Source organism: Streptomyces sp. NPDC042336 (genome assembly GCF_055581985.1).
In genome coordinates this window covers 69,017-84,425 of sequence record NZ_JBVJEA010000006.1, presented here as the reverse complement: position 1 = coordinate 84,425, position 15,409 = coordinate 69,017, and the positions used below count along the sequence as shown (strand labels likewise).

The 15,409-nt window shown below is 73.2% G+C and carries 18 protein-coding genes and 1 pseudogene; 8 read left to right on the top strand and 11 right to left on the bottom strand.

Annotated elements, in window-relative coordinates; genetic code table 11:
- The first annotated feature begins 205 nt into the window (after positions 1 to 205).
- Together ACZ6IM_RS15200 and ACZ6IM_RS15195 are read left to right on the top strand one after the other, a co-directional pair.
- Positions 206 to 952, top strand: coding sequence for a DUF1838 family protein (locus tag ACZ6IM_RS15200; protein WP_052841092.1), 747 nt, complete (start codon positions 206 to 208; stop codon positions 950 to 952).
- 47 nt (positions 953 to 999) lie between these two features.
- Positions 1,000 to 1,590, top strand: coding sequence for a DUF998 domain-containing protein (locus tag ACZ6IM_RS15195; protein ID WP_052841091.1), 591 nt, complete (start codon positions 1,000 to 1,002; stop codon positions 1,588 to 1,590).
- Between the two features lie 20 nt (positions 1,591 to 1,610).
- Here the strand turns inward: ACZ6IM_RS15195 and ACZ6IM_RS15190 are convergent, their stop codons facing one another.
- A complete protein-coding gene (locus ACZ6IM_RS15190; RefSeq protein ID WP_052841090.1) occupies positions 1,611 to 1,973 on the bottom strand; it encodes a hypothetical protein in 363 nt (120 codons plus the stop codon).
- A gap of 100 nt (positions 1,974 to 2,073) precedes the next feature.
- On the opposite strand from ACZ6IM_RS15190, the gene sigJ reads away from it, so the two are divergent.
- Both sigJ and ACZ6IM_RS15180 read left to right on the top strand, forming a co-directional pair.
- The gene (sigJ, locus tag ACZ6IM_RS15185; protein ID WP_052841089.1) at positions 2,074 to 2,979 is read left to right on the top strand and encodes an RNA polymerase sigma factor SigJ; all 906 of its coding nucleotides are present in this window, start codon (positions 2,074 to 2,076) and stop codon (positions 2,977 to 2,979) included.
- A 53-nt stretch (positions 2,980 to 3,032) separates the two neighbouring features.
- Positions 3,033 to 3,635 (top strand): GPP34 family phosphoprotein, encoded by a 603-nt coding sequence (locus ACZ6IM_RS15180; protein WP_052841088.1) that lies wholly within the window; start codon positions 3,033 to 3,035, stop codon positions 3,633 to 3,635.
- A gap of 27 nt (positions 3,636 to 3,662) precedes the next feature.
- Here ACZ6IM_RS15180 and ACZ6IM_RS15175 read toward each other — a convergent pair whose 3' ends face one another.
- Complete coding sequence (locus ACZ6IM_RS15175; protein ID WP_003978453.1) at positions 3,663 to 4,046, bottom strand: hypothetical protein; 384 nt, start codon at positions 4,044 to 4,046, stop codon at positions 3,663 to 3,665.
- Positions 4,046 to 4,285, bottom strand: a complete 240-nt coding sequence (locus ACZ6IM_RS15170) for a hypothetical protein (protein ID WP_030183180.1) — start codon at positions 4,283 to 4,285, stop codon at positions 4,046 to 4,048. The genes ACZ6IM_RS15175 and ACZ6IM_RS15170 overlap by 1 nt, the downstream gene beginning before the upstream one ends.
- Before the next feature lie 149 nt (positions 4,286 to 4,434).
- Between ACZ6IM_RS15170 and ACZ6IM_RS15165 the strand changes: the two genes are divergently transcribed.
- Positions 4,435 to 5,496 carry an NAD(+)/NADH kinase gene (locus tag ACZ6IM_RS15165; RefSeq protein ID WP_469556891.1) on the top strand — a complete coding sequence of 354 codons (1,062 nt, stop codon included), beginning with the start codon at positions 4,435 to 4,437 and terminating at the stop codon, positions 5,494 to 5,496.
- A 3-nt stretch (positions 5,497 to 5,499) separates the two neighbouring features.
- Positions 5,500 to 5,605 (top strand): annotated as a pseudogene (locus ACZ6IM_RS15160) (spore-associated protein A); the annotation flags it as partial.
- Between the two features lie 82 nt (positions 5,606 to 5,687).
- Here the strand turns inward: ACZ6IM_RS15160 and ACZ6IM_RS15155 are convergent.
- From ACZ6IM_RS15155 to ACZ6IM_RS15145, 3 genes are read right to left on the bottom strand one after another with little or no spacing between them, the layout of a single operon-like run.
- The gene (locus tag ACZ6IM_RS15155; protein ID WP_052841086.1) at positions 5,688 to 6,434 is read right to left on the bottom strand and encodes a class I SAM-dependent DNA methyltransferase; all 747 of its coding nucleotides are present in this window, start codon (positions 6,432 to 6,434) and stop codon (positions 5,688 to 5,690) included.
- 57 nt (positions 6,435 to 6,491) lie between these two features.
- Positions 6,492 to 7,496 (bottom strand): MerR family transcriptional regulator, encoded by a 1,005-nt coding sequence (locus ACZ6IM_RS15150; protein ID WP_052841085.1) that lies wholly within the window; start codon positions 7,494 to 7,496, stop codon positions 6,492 to 6,494.
- 3 nt (positions 7,497 to 7,499) lie between these two features.
- Positions 7,500 to 8,171: a HEAT repeat domain-containing protein gene (locus ACZ6IM_RS15145; RefSeq protein ID WP_469556889.1), complete on the bottom strand. Its 672-nt coding sequence runs from the start codon at positions 8,169 to 8,171 to the stop codon at positions 7,500 to 7,502.
- A gap of 97 nt (positions 8,172 to 8,268) precedes the next feature.
- On the opposite strand from ACZ6IM_RS15145, the gene ACZ6IM_RS15140 reads away from it, so the two are divergent.
- Positions 8,269 to 9,087: an SAM-dependent methyltransferase gene (locus ACZ6IM_RS15140; RefSeq protein WP_469556886.1), complete on the top strand. Its 819-nt coding sequence runs from the start codon at positions 8,269 to 8,271 to the stop codon at positions 9,085 to 9,087.
- Between the two features lie 122 nt (positions 9,088 to 9,209).
- Entirely contained in the window at positions 9,210 to 10,007 is a 798-nt protein-coding gene (locus tag ACZ6IM_RS15135) for a phosphatase PAP2 family protein (protein ID WP_469556884.1), read from the top strand.
- A gap of 54 nt (positions 10,008 to 10,061) precedes the next feature.
- Here ACZ6IM_RS15135 and ACZ6IM_RS15130 read toward each other — a convergent pair whose 3' ends face one another.
- From ACZ6IM_RS15130 to ACZ6IM_RS15110, 5 genes are read right to left on the bottom strand one after another with little or no spacing between them, the layout of a single operon-like run.
- Positions 10,062 to 11,387 (bottom strand): glutamate-1-semialdehyde 2,1-aminomutase, encoded by a 1,326-nt coding sequence (locus ACZ6IM_RS15130; protein ID WP_052841082.1) that lies wholly within the window; start codon positions 11,385 to 11,387, stop codon positions 10,062 to 10,064.
- Positions 11,388 to 11,394: 7 nt separating this feature from the next.
- Positions 11,395 to 11,946, bottom strand: coding sequence for a dTDP-4-dehydrorhamnose 3,5-epimerase family protein (locus tag ACZ6IM_RS15125; RefSeq protein ID WP_052841081.1), 552 nt, complete (start codon positions 11,944 to 11,946; stop codon positions 11,395 to 11,397).
- Positions 11,943 to 13,175 (bottom strand): polysaccharide pyruvyl transferase family protein, encoded by a 1,233-nt coding sequence (locus ACZ6IM_RS15120; RefSeq protein WP_052841080.1) that lies wholly within the window; start codon positions 13,173 to 13,175, stop codon positions 11,943 to 11,945. Before ACZ6IM_RS15120 ends, ACZ6IM_RS15125 begins: the two co-directional genes overlap by 4 nt.
- A complete protein-coding gene (locus tag ACZ6IM_RS15115; RefSeq protein WP_052841079.1) occupies positions 13,172 to 14,119 on the bottom strand; it encodes a glycosyltransferase family 2 protein in 948 nt (315 codons plus the stop codon). The genes ACZ6IM_RS15120 and ACZ6IM_RS15115 overlap by 4 nt, the downstream gene beginning before the upstream one ends.
- A complete protein-coding gene (locus ACZ6IM_RS15110; protein ID WP_052841110.1) occupies positions 14,116 to 15,405 on the bottom strand; it encodes an MATE family efflux transporter in 1,290 nt (429 codons plus the stop codon). Before ACZ6IM_RS15110 ends, ACZ6IM_RS15115 begins: the two co-directional genes overlap by 4 nt.
- Positions 15,406 to 15,409 lie beyond the last annotated feature (4 nt).

Below are 15,409 nucleotides of genomic sequence, written 5' to 3'. Positions count from 1 at the left end.
CCCGGAGCCCAGCACGACGGGTGCCAGGGACGACGTCGGGGTCCGTGCCGTGGTCCGCCGAAGCCGCCTCGGCCCGCTCGCGCGCCGGCTGGGACGGCGTCGCGCAGTCCGGTTGTGACGTACGGCCAGTTGCTTCCGGCCGTTTCCGGGGCAGGGCGTGTCGTTTCCCGCCCGGCGCGGGTGGCGGTCGCGCAGAGTACCTCCCATGACGACACCCGCACAGTCGCTCCGCTCCCTCGCCCGCACCCGGGCCTGTCTCGACGGTGAGGAGGTCACGTACTGGTGGTCCGGAAACGTGTACGCGTGGGCTCCCGACGAGCCCTACGAGCATGTCTTCGGCTTCGAGGGGGTCAACGTCGCCCGCCTGGTCCAGGACCCAGAGGACGGTCCGGACGCCTACCGGCTGCTCACCCGTGAAGCCGCCTTCTACCTGGACCCCGTCACCCGCGAGATCCTGGAGACCTGGCGGGACCTGCCGGTGGTGCATGTCTGGAACGACCCGGCCAACCAGAAGTGGCGGCCCTTCCCGGTCCCGACCACCGACCTCGGCGCCCAGGTCTGCTTCAGCCTGGAGATCCCGCTCGCCTATCCCTCCCCCCTGCCGGTGGCCCAGTACCCCCGCCACTCGGCCGGCGACACGTACCGGGCCCTGGAGCTCTTCCAGTTCTTCGCCCACCGCGCGGACCTGGAGGGCCCGGCCCCCAGCGTCCCGGCGACCATGTCGTGGACCCGGATGTCCCCGTGGGTCCCGTGGATGGCCCGGGGGCAACGGCCCGGAGGCCTCACCTTCCACTGCCGGGGCCGCAAGCTCGGCTCGTACGCCGAGGTGCCCGAGCGCACCCGCGCCTACGTCGCAGACCACCACCCGCGGTTCGCGCGGGCACCGGAGCGGTGGAGCGAGCCGAACGAGACGAGCTGGACGTACTTCCGCTCACTCGACCCGCCCGTGTGAGAGCCGGGAGTACCGCTTCACCCGGGTGTCCGCCCTATGGTTGCCTGATGCGATTTGTCCCCAGATGGGTCCTGCTGTCGTCGGGGTGCGCACCCGTGCTGCTGGTCGCAGGCTGGAGCGGCGCCGCGTACGTCGAAGGGTCTTCCTACGACCCCGTCACGCAGACGATCAGCGTTCTCGGGTCCTACGGAGCCGATGGGTTCTGGGTGATGACGGCGGCCTTCCTGGCCCTGGGCGTCTGCCACCTGCTGACCGCCTGGGGGCTGCGGGCCGCCGCCACCGCCGGACGCGTCGCGCTGGGCGGTGGCGGACTCGCCGCGCTGGTCCTGGTGGCTCTCCCCGCGCCGAGCAGCGGGGGCTCCCTGCACCACGGCGCGGTGGTGGTGGTCGGGTTCACGCTCCTGGCGGTGTGGCCGGTGCTGGCCGTCGACGGAGGCCCGGCGGCACCCTGGGCGCTGCGCCTCGCGCCCTCGATCGCGGTGACGACCCTGATGGCGGCCGGCGGAGTGTGGTTCCTGATCGAGATGCAACGGCACGGCGACGCCGGCGTCGCGGAACGCGTCGTGACCTCGCTCCAGTCGCTGTGGCCCTTCGTGGTGGCCGCCTCCTGTCTCCGCCACGCCCGGCAGCGGGCCTGAGCGCCTCGGCGCGGGGGTGCTCAGCGCCGCGCCAGCGCCAGCAGGCTCAGCCCGAACATCAGGACGCCCAGGGGGAGATGGACCGACGGGACGTGCGCGATGCCGAGCACGACCTGGACCGAGGCGAGGACGAGGAAACCGCAGGCGTGCCAGACGGGCCGGAGCGGGCCGCCGCCCGGCTTCCACGCCAGCACCGCCGCGAGCACGTACAGCATCGACGCCCCGTACATCACCCGGGCTCCGACACTGTGCAGCGTCTCGCCGTAGGAGGCGGTCAGCAACAGACCGGCGGAGACCGCCTGGAGGAAGATGGTCAGTGTCTGCAGGGCGATCGCGATCCGCAGGAACGAGATGTGGCGCTGCGCCGTCGCCTGGGTAGCCATGCCGCGGTCCCCTTTTCCGCCCCGGGGGCAGTAGATCGGTAAGGTCTCACCAGCCCGACGAAACGGGTCGGCGAAAGGTAAGGCGAGGGGGCGGTCGGGCATGGGGGCGGGCAGTGGGACGACGGGGACGAGGGCCGACGCGACGGTCGGGGAACGACGCCAACTGATCAACGTCGCCTACCGGTTGCTCGGCTCGCTGGCCGAGGCCGAGGACGCCGTGCAGGAGGCCTACGCGCGCTGGTACGCGCTGCCGCCCGGCAGGCGGGAGGAGATAGCGTCCCCGGGCGCCTGGCTGACGACCGTGACCGGCCGCGTCTGCCTGGACGTGCTCGGCTCGGCGCGGGCCCGGCGCGAACGCTATGTGGGCGCCTGGCTGCCGGACCCGCTGCCCGCCCACGCCGAGCGGGATCCCGGACACGGCGCCGACCCCGCCGATCAGATGGTCCTGGACGAGTCGGTGACCATGGCCTTCCTGGTGGTCCTGGAGTCGATGACCCCGGCGGAGCGGGTGGCCTTCGTGCTCCACGACGTCTTCCGCTACCCCTTCGCCGAGATCGCGGGCATCCTCCGCCGGACTCCCGCCGCCTGCAAGCAGCTCGCCGCCTCGGGCCGGCGCCGGGTGCGCGACGCGCGGGCCCAGGCGGTCCCCGCCGTGCAGGCCGACCTGGTGCGGCAGGTCAAGGCGGCATGGGAGACGAAGGACATCGCGGCGCTGGTCGACCTCCTCGACCCGGCCGCCGTCATGACGGCCGACGGCGGCGGCATGGTGGGCGCCGCCCTGCGTCCGGTCGAGGGCGGTGCCCGCATCGCCCAGTACATGGTCGCCATCGCCGACAAGGCCCCGGGACTCGAACTCCTGGAGCGCTCGGTCAACGGGGCGCCGGGCCTGGTGGCCCGGCGCGACGGCGCCGTCATGACCGTGGCCGCCTTCGACGTCGCCGAAGGCCGCGTCAGCCGCATCTACGCGGTCCGCAACCCCGAGAAGCTGCGCCCGTGGGTAGGCTGAAAAGGATCGCGGCAGGCGTGTCGCAGCAGATGTGACAGATCGGGAGCTCCGCCATGACCACAGCGCACGACCTGACGATCGTCTCTCTCGAGGTTCCCTCCGACTACCCGGTCGAGCGGGGCGACCTGTCGCTGGCCCTGGCCGGAGCGGAACTGATCGACCTGCTGGAAGCCGGGACGGTCACGCTGGACGGCCTCCTCCTGCGGCCGGGGTCGCCGAGCGGGTCCGGTGACCGGCTGCTCGACGACGCGGCGGCCCTGGCCGGGCAGGAGGCGGACGAGTCCGTGACGGACTGGCTGTGGCGCCGAGGAGACGGCCTGGCGGCTCGGTACCTCGCCGCCGCGGGGGCGGACGACGGTGGCCGCGGCCGCCCGCGACGGAACGCACGGCGCGGAGCCGACCGGCCGGCCCCGGCCGATCCGGCGGCCCGCCGGCGCGCCACCGACCGCTGGGCCGCCGGCGATCCGGTGCTGGTCGGTCTCGCGGCCGCGGTGGGCGTCCGGCACGAGTCGGCCGACCCGCTGGCGGATCCCGAGGACGACAAGGTCGCCACGGTCGTCGCCGCGGTGCACGACGCCGTGGTGGAACTGGCCGCCACCCGGCAGCGCCGCAGCATCGAGGAAGCGGCGTTCGACAACATCTGGCGGGGGATGTGACGGCCGCGGAGTGACCGGCCCCGCCGGTCAGATGCGCCAGGAGCGGAGCACGTCGGCGATGTCGTAGATGCTCAGCCGGGTCTCGCGGACCTTTCTGATCAGGTCAGACAGGGCACCGTAGGGCGGGTCGATGCCCTCCCCGGACTGGTCCATGTACTGACCGGTGACGAAGGCCGCGAAGAGGCTGTTGCGGTGGGGGAGCGGTTCGAGCCGCACCACGGTGTGCAGGAGGGCGGCCGCGCGCCAGGCGCTGTCCGGGTTCGACGCGGCCAGGGTCGGCATGCGCGTCTTGTGGCGCGCGACCGCCGCGACGAGGGCCGAGTAGTCCGTGACCGACACGTCCTCGTTGTCCAGAGCGGCGTCCTGGACGTCCAGGAGCCAGGGGACGTCTATGTACAGGGGTTCGCTCATCAGGCGGCGCTGACTCCCTCGCCGCGCTGGGACGGGGGGATCTCGTCCGGGAACGCCTCGTCGAACTCGGCGCGCAGCCGGTCCGCCCACGAGGCGGCGCCGGCGACGAACCGCTTGCGCTGCATCTCGCGGACACCGAGGTCGTGCATGTACTGCTTGAGGCTCTTGCCCTCGGCTGCGGCGGCAGCGCGGACGCCTTCCATTTCTTCCTCGGTGAAGGTCACGTTGAGTGATGGCATACCGGCATGGTACCTACTCGGTACCTGATGTGCGACTCACCGGACGCAGAAGGCGCCCCGGCATGTCGCGGCCCGCCCCGCCACGAGGGTCGGCGAGGATTCCGTCGGTCGCGGCCCCCGGAGCGCGGCCCCGTAGCAGGGAGGCAGTGGTGACGATCGAGCGGGTCGGACTCGTGGTCCACGGGGGGCGCGAGGGCGCCGCGGAAGCCGCACGGGAAGTCCGGGAGTGGTGCGACCGCAACGCCGTGGCGTGCACGGACATCGACGTGTGGAGCGACGAGGGGCGGCACAGTGCCCGGGAGGAGGTGGACGCGGCCGGCGACCCGGACCTCGTCGTCACCCTGGGCGGTGACGGCACCTTCCTGCGCGGCGCACGGCTGGCCGCGGAGAACGACGCCCTGATCCTGGGCGTGGACCTGGGGCGGGTCGGGTTCCTGACCGAGGTCCCCGCACCCGCGGTGCGCTCCGCCCTCGACGCCGTCCACGGGGGTCACCTGGAGCCGGAGAGCCGCATGCTGCTCACTCTGCGTGCCTCCCGCCTCCTGGAGATCCCGTCGGAGATGGAGGCGCTCCTGCGGTACGGGCGAGGGCCGCTGCTGCCGCCCCCCAGAGTGCGGACCGACTGCGAGAGCGGCGACGAGTGGGGCATCGCCCTGAACGTCACCGCACTCAACGACGTGGTGCTCGAGAAGCTGTCGCGGGACCGGCAGATCTCCGTCGGCGTCTACATCGCGGGCCGGCTGCTGGCCTCGTACTCCGCCGACGCGCTGCTCGTCGCGACCCCGACGGGCTCCACCGCCTACAGTTTCGCCGCGGGCGGCCCGGTCGTCTCGCCCCGCGCGGAAGCGCTCGTCTTCACCGCCGTGGCCCCGCACATGACGTTCGACCGCTCCGTGGTCACCGCACCGGACGAGCCCGTCGGCATGCGGATCCTCGAACGGTCCGGCCGGGCCGCCGTGAGCATCGACGGACAGTTGCGCGGCGTGCTCGACCCGGGCGACTGGCTCGGCGTCTACGCCGCTCCCCGGCGGCTGCGGGCGGTGCGGCTGGGACCCATGGACTTCTACGGCCGCCTGCGCGACCGCCTGCGGCTGACCGACGCCCCGGCGGCGGTCGCCGACGGGACGCCCGCCCCGCTGTGGCCGGTCAGCACGCCCCCACCAGGGGACCTCGCCCATCTGGCGATGCCGGAGCCGGCGGACGAACGCTGACGCCACAACTCGTCCACGGGCAAGAACCTGCACCGTGACCATCCGCAACAGGACGGGCACACCCACGTACATGGTGGCCTACGTGCGCAACGTCGACAGCAGTGAGGACGCGAGCGCTGATGCGGCGTCGGTGACCGACCAGGGGGCTCCACCGTACGGCGGAGTCCCCTCGACCGGGACGTCCTCAGGCTTCAGGCCGGCTTGCGCCACACGGAGACATGTTTCGCGGAGTCCTGCGTGAACGGGGTCCCGTCCCAGTCCCCGACCCGGCGCTCCAGCTCGAGCCCGGCGATCCGGGCCATCAGGTCCAGCTCCGCCGGCCAGGCGTACCGATGGCGGGAGTTGTCGCGGCGGTAGGTGCCGTCGACCGGGTCGCGGGTGAAGTGGTTCGAGACGAGGATCTGCTCGACCAGGTCGAAGGTGTCGAAGCCGAGATGCCGCTCGGAGACGTCGAACGGCACCGCGACCTGTCCCGGCGGCAGGAACCGCAGCGGTGGCACGCCCAGCTCGATGACGAACCGGCCACCGGGGCTCAGATGGCGTGCCGCGTTGCGGAAGCACTCGACCTGCTCCTCCTGGGTGAGCAGGTTCGTGATGGTGTTGTAGACGAGGTAGACCAGGGTGAACTCGCCGGGGACGACGGTCGTGGCCATGTCCCCGAGGACCACCGGCAGCGTCGCCTCGTCGGCCTTGCGGCGCAGGACCGCCGCCATGTGTTCGGACAGCTCGATGCCCGCCACGGGTACGCCGCGCTCCCGCAGCGGGACGCCCACGCGTCCGGTGCCGATGGCGAACTCCAGCGCCCGGCCGTCCCCGGCGAGTCCGGCGAGGAAGTCCAGGGTCGGTCCGAGGACGGCGGCGGAGGCCATCCCGCTCTCGGTCTCTTCCGCGTCGTAGCGGTCGGCGGTCTCACGGGTCCACACTGCGCTGCTCGTCACGGGCGGACATCCTGCCGGGCGCGACGGCGCGTTGTCGACGCATTTACGCCCGTGACGTCATCGCTCCTCGCGCAGCCGAAGCAGGTACGCCGCGGTCAGCGCGACGGCGCGGTCCGCGTCCCGCGACAGCTCCGCCAGCGCACGGGACGCCCTCGTGCCCGGGATGCCCGCCAGGGCCTGGGTCAGCCGGCCGCGCGCCGGCGCTTCGGTGCTGTCGTGGGCGAGACGGCCGACGAGCCCGGTCGCGATCCGGTCCGCCGTCGCGGTGTCGTCCGCAAGCACGCTCAGCGCGTCGGCCGCGTCGGTGTCGTTCCGGCCCGCCGCGATCATGTCGATCAGCGTCGGGACCGCGTCGGCTACTCCGTGCGTCCCGAGCGCCAGTGCCGCGTACCCGCGGACCACGGCGTCGGGGCTCGCGAGGGCGTGCCGCAGCTGCGCCGTGGCCTCGTCGCCCGGCAGCTCGGTGAGGGCCTGGACGGCACGCTCCCGTACCGCGGCCACCGGTGAGCCGAGGCCCTCCGCCAGCAGTGCCGCGGCGTCGTCGCCCGACCGTGCCAGCGCCCATCGAAGGGCTCCGGCGACGTTGGTGTCCGTCTCGCTCAGCGCCGCCTCGACCAGGGCCTCCACCGGCATCGCCGCCTCGTGGACCGAGGAGAGGGCCGCGCGCTGGCGGGCGTCCGCGCTCTTCGACCCCAGCGCCTGGAGGAGCGCGACGGCCTGGAGGACGTCCTCCCAGCCGGCGGGCCCCGCGGCGTCGATCCGGCGCAGCCGGGTGAGCAACTCGGTCTCGGCCGCGATGCGTTCGCGCGTCCGGCGGATGAGGTCGTCCACGAGTGCCGAGGGCGCGAAACCGGGTTCGTCGAGCGCACGCCCGATCTCGCGCAGCGTCAGCCCCAGCGACCGCAGGCTCTCCACGTGGAAGATCCGCCGGATGTCCTGACGGGAGTACTCCCGGTAGCCGGAGCCGGTGCGGCCCGAGGGCCGCACCAGGCCGAGCGACTCGTAGTGCCTGAGCATGCGGGCACTGACGCCCGACCGTCGCGCCACCTCACCGATCAACACGCTCTATCGTCCCTCGTGTCCGGACCCGGCGAGGGCCACGACGCGCTTCGCCTCCTCGATCGCCGACGCGAACCCGGTGTCCGGGTCGCGCAGCAGCCGCCGCGTGGCGAGGGCGTGCGCCCGCACATGCGGGGCAGGAGCGTTCGTCGCGGCGTCGAGAACCTCCGCGACCGCCTCGCCCAGCGCGGTCAGCGCCCGGCTGAGACTCAGCTGCGTCTCCTCTTCGCCCCGGCCCAACTGCGTCGCCAGCACCGCGGCCAGGGCGGGCTCCTCGCCCTCGGGCACGAGGACGACCGCGGCCCGCCAGGCACTGCGCGCCACCTCGTCGTCGGCGTCGCAGAGCACCGCCCGTGTGAACGCCGGCCAAGCCCGCCGATCCCCGATCTTGGACAGCGTGTGCAGCGCCTGACTGCGTGCCTGTGGACGGTCCGAGTCGACTTCACGGAGCAGCCGGGCAAGCGTCAGGGACACCGGATGGCGGGTGAGTGCCCAGGTCAGCATGTCGCGGACGAAGAACTCCGGCTCGATCGCGGACCGTTCGACGAGCTTGTCCACGAAACGCGGGTCCGGCGCCGAACCGGCCGCGAGGGCCGCGCGCAGCCGTACGGACGCCCGCACGTCCTCCAGACCCCTGAGCGCCCGCACCGTATCCGCGTCCTGATTCGTCATGGTCATCGGGACCACCTCCTCGTCGGCAGTGAAGACCTTGTCACCGTGTCAAGGTCAACCAAGTGGTGGCCGGGGCCCGTCGCCGCGGGGGAAGATGGGTGCCATGACGGGAGAGCTTTCCTCCATCGACAGCACCAGGCCCAGTATCGCCCGCGTCTACGACTACCTGCTCGGTGGCAAGGACAACTACGCGGTGGACCGGGAGATCGGTGACGTGTTCAAACGTGACCTTCCCGGTTCGGTGGCGATCGCCTTCGCCAACCGTGCGGCGCTGACCCGGGCGGTGCGGGAGATCGTGACGACCACCGGCGTGCGCCAGTTCATCGACCTGGGCAGCGGCCTTCCCACCGCGGACAACGTGCACCAGGTCGCGCAGCGTACGGCGCCCGAGACCCGGGTGGTGTACGTCGACACCGATCCCCAAGTACTGGTCCACGGGCGGGCGCTGCTGGAGGAGAACGACCGGACGCGCGTCGTGCCGGTCGACGTACGCGACCCCGAGGGCATCCGCGGTCACCCGGACACGCAGGAGCTGATCGACTTCGACCGCCCCGTCGCCGTCATGTTCAGCGCCATCCTCCACCACGTCAACGACGAGGAGGACCCCGCCGGGATCGTCCGGCACTGGCGTGACCGGGTGCCCTCCGGGAGTTACTTCTTCGTCAGTCACTTCCGTTCCGGGAACAACCCGGAGACGGAGGAGGCCGAGAAGGTCCTCCAGGGGACGTTCGGCCGCGGCCGGTGGCGCACGGACGCGGAGATCGGGGCCCTGCTGGACGGACTGGAGATCCTCGACCCGGGGATAGTGCCGGCGTCCCTGTGGCGTCCCGAGGCGGCCGGCGATCCGCACATCGGCGGCGGTGAGCGGGAGTTGACCGTCTGGGAGCGTCTCATCGCCGCCGGGATGGCCCGTAAGCCGTAGGCCACGCAATGGCCCGAATCGGCTGTTATCCGGCCCGCCGGAACGACTACGGTGGGCTGGACCCGAGGCTGACCGGCGCGATCGCCGGCGCGCCGGGGCGAGGCGGGGGAGTGGGCGAGGACGTGGCAGAGTACGGCAGGTCGCCCGGGGCCGGTGGGCGGGGGACCGGTCGGCCGGGGCCCGCGGTGCTGCCGGCGTCGCTGCGCGTGTGGCTCGGGCTGATCGCCGCGCTCGCCGCGCTGGTGGTCCTCGTCCTCGGGGTCACGTACGCCGACGACGGCGAGCCGGGCGCGGTGGACGCGCGGACCTGGGCGGTGGTGGACGGGGCGGGCCCGCCGTGGCGGCACGTCGCCCTGGTCACGGACTTCCTGGGGGAGCCCGTCGGAGCGGTGCTGCTGGTCACGGCCGTAGTGACGGGCTGCCTGCTGCTCCGGCACCCGCGCGCGGCGGTGTTCGTGGTGACCGGCGCCGGTCTGACCGTGGGGACGACGGCGCTGCTCAAGCCCATCGTGGGGCGCACCATCCACGGCGAGGGGAACCTGTCCTATCCGAGCGGGCACACCGCGTTCCTCACCGCGATCGCCCTCATGGTGTCGCTGCTGGCGGCCGGCCGTCTCGGCCTCGGCAGGGCGGCCTGCACCGCGTTCGTCTTCGCCGCGGGGCTGGTGGCCGGGGCCGCGATGGGCTGGGCGCAGGTGGCCCTGGGCTCGCACTACGCGACCGACACCCTCGGTGGCTGGTGCACCGCGCTGGCCGTGCTGCCGGTGACCGCCTGGCTGGTCGACCGGACGGCCGACCGTCTGACCGGCCGCGCGACGGCGGGCCGGCCGACGGACGAACCCGCCCGCCGGAAAGCCGACGCCGGCCGGAGAGCCGACGTCGGCCGGAGAGCCGACGCCGGCCGGCAGGAGTGCCGCTGACACGGCGCCGGTTCACCTGCGCCGTCGCTCCGCCCGCAGGCCGTGCGCCTCACCTCACGCCAGGCGGCGGAACACCGGCTTCACCGCTCGTCCGGCCATCCAGGGCGTGGGATCGGCGGTGTCCAGCGCCTTCCGGTACACCGCACAGGCGTCGGCCACCACGTCGACGGTCCGAGCGATGTCGGCGTCGTCGAGCGCGCTGCTCACCACGAACGACGGGGCCAGCACCCCGCCCGCGAGGAGCCGGCGCAGGAACAGGGTGCGGTACGGCTGCGAGGGCTGCCGGTTCTCGTCGAGGGTGGCGAACACCAGGTTGCTGGCTCGCCCCCGGACGACGACGTGGTCGCCGACCCCCATGCTCGCCGCGGCATCGCGGACACCGGCGGCCAGCCGCTCGCCGAGGGCGTGCAGCCGCGCGGTGACGCCCTCCTCGGTGTAGGTGGCCTGCACGGCCATCGCGGCGGCCAGCGCGTGCGTCTCCGCACCGTGGGTGGTGGACAGCAGGAACACCCGGTCCCCCGAGTGACGCAACCCGCCCCGTTCCATCAGTTCGCGGCGCCCGGCGAGCGCGGAGACGGCGAACCCGTTGCCCAGCGCCTTGCCGAACGTGGAGAGGTCGGGGACGACGCCGTACAGACCCTGGGCGCCCGCCTCCGACCAGCGGAAGCCGGTGATCATCTCGTCGAAGACCAGCACGCAGCCATGCCGGTCGGCCAGTTCGCGCAGACCGGCGAGGTACCCCGGCGGCGGCTCGGCGTGGGTGGCCGGTTCGAGGATCAGGCAGGCGACCTCGTCCCGGTACCGGGTGAGCAGGTCCTCCGTGGCGGCCAGGTCGCCGTAGGGGAACGCCACCGTGAGTTCGTCGGTCGCCGCGGGGACACCGGCGGACATCGGCGTGGTGCCGATGAACCAGTCGTCGACGGAGAAGAACGGGTGGTCGGCGCAGACGGCCACCCGCGGGCGCCCGGTGGCGGCGCGGGCCAGACGCACCGCGGCGGTGGTGGCGTCGGAGCCGTTCTTCGCGAACTTCACCATCTCCGCGGTCGGCACCGTGGCCAGGAACCGCTCGGCCGCCTCCACCTCCACGATGGACGGCCGGACGAAGTTGCTGCCCCGGTCGAGCTCCCGCCGCACGGCCTCCGTGACGCGCGGATGGGCGTGGCCGAGACTGACCGACCGCAGGCCGGAGCCGTACTCGATGTAGCGGTTGCCGTCGACGTCCCACACATGGGCGCCCCGGCCGTGGCTGATCACCGGGGCCAGGTTCTCCGGATACTGGTCGTCGCCCTTGGCGTAGGTGTGCGCACCCCCGGGGATCATGGCGTGCAGCCGTTCGTTCGCCGCTCGCGACCGGGGCAGGCCGAACTCTTCGGTGTTCACCGCGGCTTCACCCTTCCCGGCGCTTCAGGACCTCGGCGAGGCTCGGCGCCTCGCGGTCCCGCGCGGACATCGAGGTGACCGGCAGCGGCCAGGGCACGGCCAGGTCGGGGTCGTCGAAGGCGATCGTCACGTCCTCGGCCGGATCGTGCGGGCGGTCGATCCGGTACGACACGTCGGAGGTCTCCGTCAGCGACTGGAAGCCGTGCGCGCACCCCGCCGGGACGTACACGGTCGCCTGTGTCTCCCCGGACAGCTCGAAGAAGGCCCGGCTCAGGTAGGTCGGCGAGTCCGCCCGCAGGTCCACGACGACGTCGAAGATCCTCCCGGACGAGCACCGCACCAGCTTGGCCTCGCCCGCGCCGGAGCGCAGGTGCAGGCCGCGCAGCACGCCCCGGACCGAGCGGGACACGCTGTCCTGGACGAAGGAGGCCGGGTCGAGGCCCACCGAGCGGACCACGTCGGCGTCGAAGGTGCGGCAGAAGAAGCCGCGTTCGTCGGCGTGCGGCGTCGGTTCGAACAGGTAAGCGCCGGCGATCTGAGGCACTTCGGTCGCCTTCATGGTGTCTCCCGCAGGGCGTGGGTGTGATCGTCCGCGGGGAGCACCGCCGCGGCCAGGTCGGCGAACTGCTGCTCGACGCGCCGGGCGACGGCCAGGTTCCGCTCGAAGAGGTCCCGCCGCACCTCGGCCGACCGCCGCTCCAGCTCGCGGAACTGCTCCAGCAGCCGGTCGGCGTCGGCCTCGCGGGCCGGGTGGCAGTACGCGCCCATTCCCATCTCGGCCATCAGCGCGTCGCTCTTGGCCGAGTAGCTGAGCGCGAGGGTCGGCGTGCCGACCTTCAGGGCGCAGACCAGGTTGTGGTACCGGGTCGCCACCACGCTGTCGGCACACGCCGTCTCCTTCATCAGGTCGGCCAGCGAGGCCGCCTCGGCGACGGTGACCAACGGCGATCCCACCGCGTCGACGATCGCGGCGGCCACCGGCCGGTCGAGTTCGTCGCCGGTGAGCAGCCGGACCGGCCTGCCCTCCTCGGCCAGCGCGCGGACGAACCGCGTCGTCCCGTCGAGGTAGCGCCGGTGGATCTGCTCGGCGCGGTCCCGCTCGTCGTTGCTCCCGTGGAAGTCCATGACGCCGACGCAGACCGGGCCCCGCGTGCCCGCGGGCTCGCCCGCAGACGGCGCGGGCAGGGCGAACACGAGGTCCGCGTAGACCTCGTCCCGCGCGGTGTCCACGCCCATCACCCGCATCGCGTCGCGCGACTGGGTGTCCCGGTACGACCGGTAGGCGGCCAGCCGTGTCGACCAGCGCGTCAGGACCCTGGTCGGCCGGTTGCCGATCGGACCCGCGCCGACGCTGACCAGCGCGACCCGGGTGCCGAACAGCCGGCCCGCCAGGCAGAGCAGGAACAGCGAGTACGGGAAGCCCCACGGCCTGAGCGGCAGCGTGGTCTCCAGCACCCCCGTGCCCGGCACGATCACCGCGTCGTGCCGGCGCACCCAGGCGGCGGTCCTGAGGACGTCGACGAGCTTGCCCAGTGCCTTGGCCGCGACCGCGCTCGCACGGGAGGCCGTCCGGTACTCCCCGCCGTACCAGTTCAGCCGGGTCGCGGGGATCCCGTACCGGGTCGCCACGACTTCGGGTCCGCCGCACATCGCGTCCAGGACCGCATCGGGACGAGCGGTCCGGAGGTGGTCGAGCACGGCCTCCAGCGACCCGTCGTTGCCGCTGTTGCCGGCGCCGAACAGGCCGAACACGCCGACGTGTAAAGGCTTCTCGCGCATGGAGGTCATACCTGCCTCCCCTCACGGCCGGCGACCAGGGCGTCGACGCAGACGGTGAGCCGGTCCGGGTCGACGGGGGCGCGGTCCTCGACCCGCTCGCCGGCGCCCGGCCGGACGCGGCTGGTCAGCCACGCGGCCAGATGCCGGTGGCAGGCGCGCCGGTCGGCCGAGGACAGCGGCGCCCGTCCGATCGCCGAGGCGAAGCCCCAGACGTACTCGGCGAGCAACCGTGGCGTCGGGTGCAGCGGGCCCGCCCGGCGCGGGTCGAGGTTGACGCACCTGGCGCGCTTGGAGGGGTTCGCCCGTTCGGCCCGGGTCGGGTGGTCGCGGCGGAAGTAGAGCAGCTCCGGCACCTGGTGGAAGGGCCCGTGCAGGGTGATCTCGGCGACGAACGTGCGGTCCGCGTGGTGGTAGCTGTCGTGCGGCTTCACCCGGCGCAGCATGTCGGCCCGCATCACGCCGTAGAAGTCGTCGCCCCCGGGCTCGAACAGCAGGCTGCGGAAGCGCTCCGGAGCGCGCGGGGAGTCGGTGGCGAGCCCGTACTCGTAGGGGACCTTCACCTTGCCGTCGCCGTCGATGACCGCCTGTCCGCTGTGCGCGAGGACCACGTCCGGCCGCTCGTCCAGCGCCGCCACGCAGCTGCGCAGCAGGTCCCGGGCGTAGAGGTCGTCGTGCGAGGCCCACTTGAACAGCTCGCCGCGGCACTCGGTGAACACGTAGTTGTGGTTCGGCGCGGCGCCGATGTTCCGGGGCAGCCGGATGTACCGGATGCGCGAGTCCTGTGCGGCGTACCGGCGGCAGATGTCCTGGGTGCCGTCGGTCGACGCGTTGTCCGATATCACCAGTTCGAAGTCCTCGTAGGTCTGGCCGAGCAGGGCCTCCAGCGCCTCGGCCAGGTATTCCTCGCCGTTGTAGACGGGCAGGCCGATGCTCAGCCGGGGGTGGGGGGTCATGTGTTCCTCACTTCGGGAAGGGGATGGTCGTGGCGCTCCCGCAGGGCGGCACGCAGCTGCAGCCACCACGCGGCCGAGCCGCAGACGGACGCGGCGGCGGCGCCCCACGCCGAGCCGACCGTGCCGCCGGCGACGGCCCCGCCGAGTCCGCCGGCCACGTAGACGGCGGAGGCGAACAGCTGGCAGCGCAGGCTGCGCCGGGCCGCGGCGAGCGCGCGCAGCCCGGCCGCCGCGCCGGTGCCGAGTCCGGCGCCCGCGACGCTGAGGGTGACCGGCACGATGAGTTCCGAGGCACCGCTCCAGACGTCGCCGAGGACCAGCTCGCCGACCCGGTCCGGCACCAGCAGCAGCGCCGCGCCCCACAGCAGGGCGGCGACGGTCTGCCCGCCGCCGAGCAGGAAGCAGAACTTCCCGAGCCGCCGAGGTTCCTGCCGCAGCACCCGCGCCGCCTCGGCCACGGTGACCAGCGACAGCCCCATCAGCACGGCGAGGAACGGGCCGAGCAGGAGCTCCGCGCCGCGGATCACACCCACCGCACCGACTCCGACGATCGCGCCGAGTCCGTACGCCCGGATCTGACCCGCGCCGCTGACACCGACGTTCTCGACCAGGTACCGGTAGCCGAGGTCGCGGTGGTCGCGATGCCACTCGCGCGCCCCGGTGGGCCTCGGCCGGATGCCGGACTGGAAGCAGCCGTAGGCCCCCGCCACCGCGGCGGACCCGCCCCAGGCGAGCAGGAAGGCCGGCACCGTGCCCACCCCGGCCGCCACCACCATGGCCGGGACGAGCGCGACGGCCCACACGACGTCGTTGACGAACGCCTTCCGGCCGGCACCGGCGGCGAAGAACGAGTACCGCCAGGCGTCCTGCAACAGCAGCCCCGGCAGCACGATGCCGAGGGCGGCGAACGCGGCCCCCACCTGGCCGCCGATGCTCAGCCCGGCGGCCAGGCTCACGGTGCCGATACCGGTGCCGACCAGGAGAGCGGAACCGGACGACCGGGTCACCGCCCCCCGCCAGGAGGATTCCGGCACGCCGCTGAAGCGCACCACGAGCGGGTCGGTGGCCAGCCCGCGGGAGACGTTGAGGACCACGCCGTACGTCACCCAGGCCAGGCTGAACACCCCGAACGCGGTCAGTCCGAGCGAGCGTGCCACGTAGATGCCCACCACGAAGTTGGACAGGCTGGAGGCCGCCTGGTCGGCCAGCCCCCAGGACAGCCTGCCGACGACGCCCCGCCGGGCGGCCCCCGACGGTGTCGTCGTCTTCTCCCCCTCGACGGCCATCGGC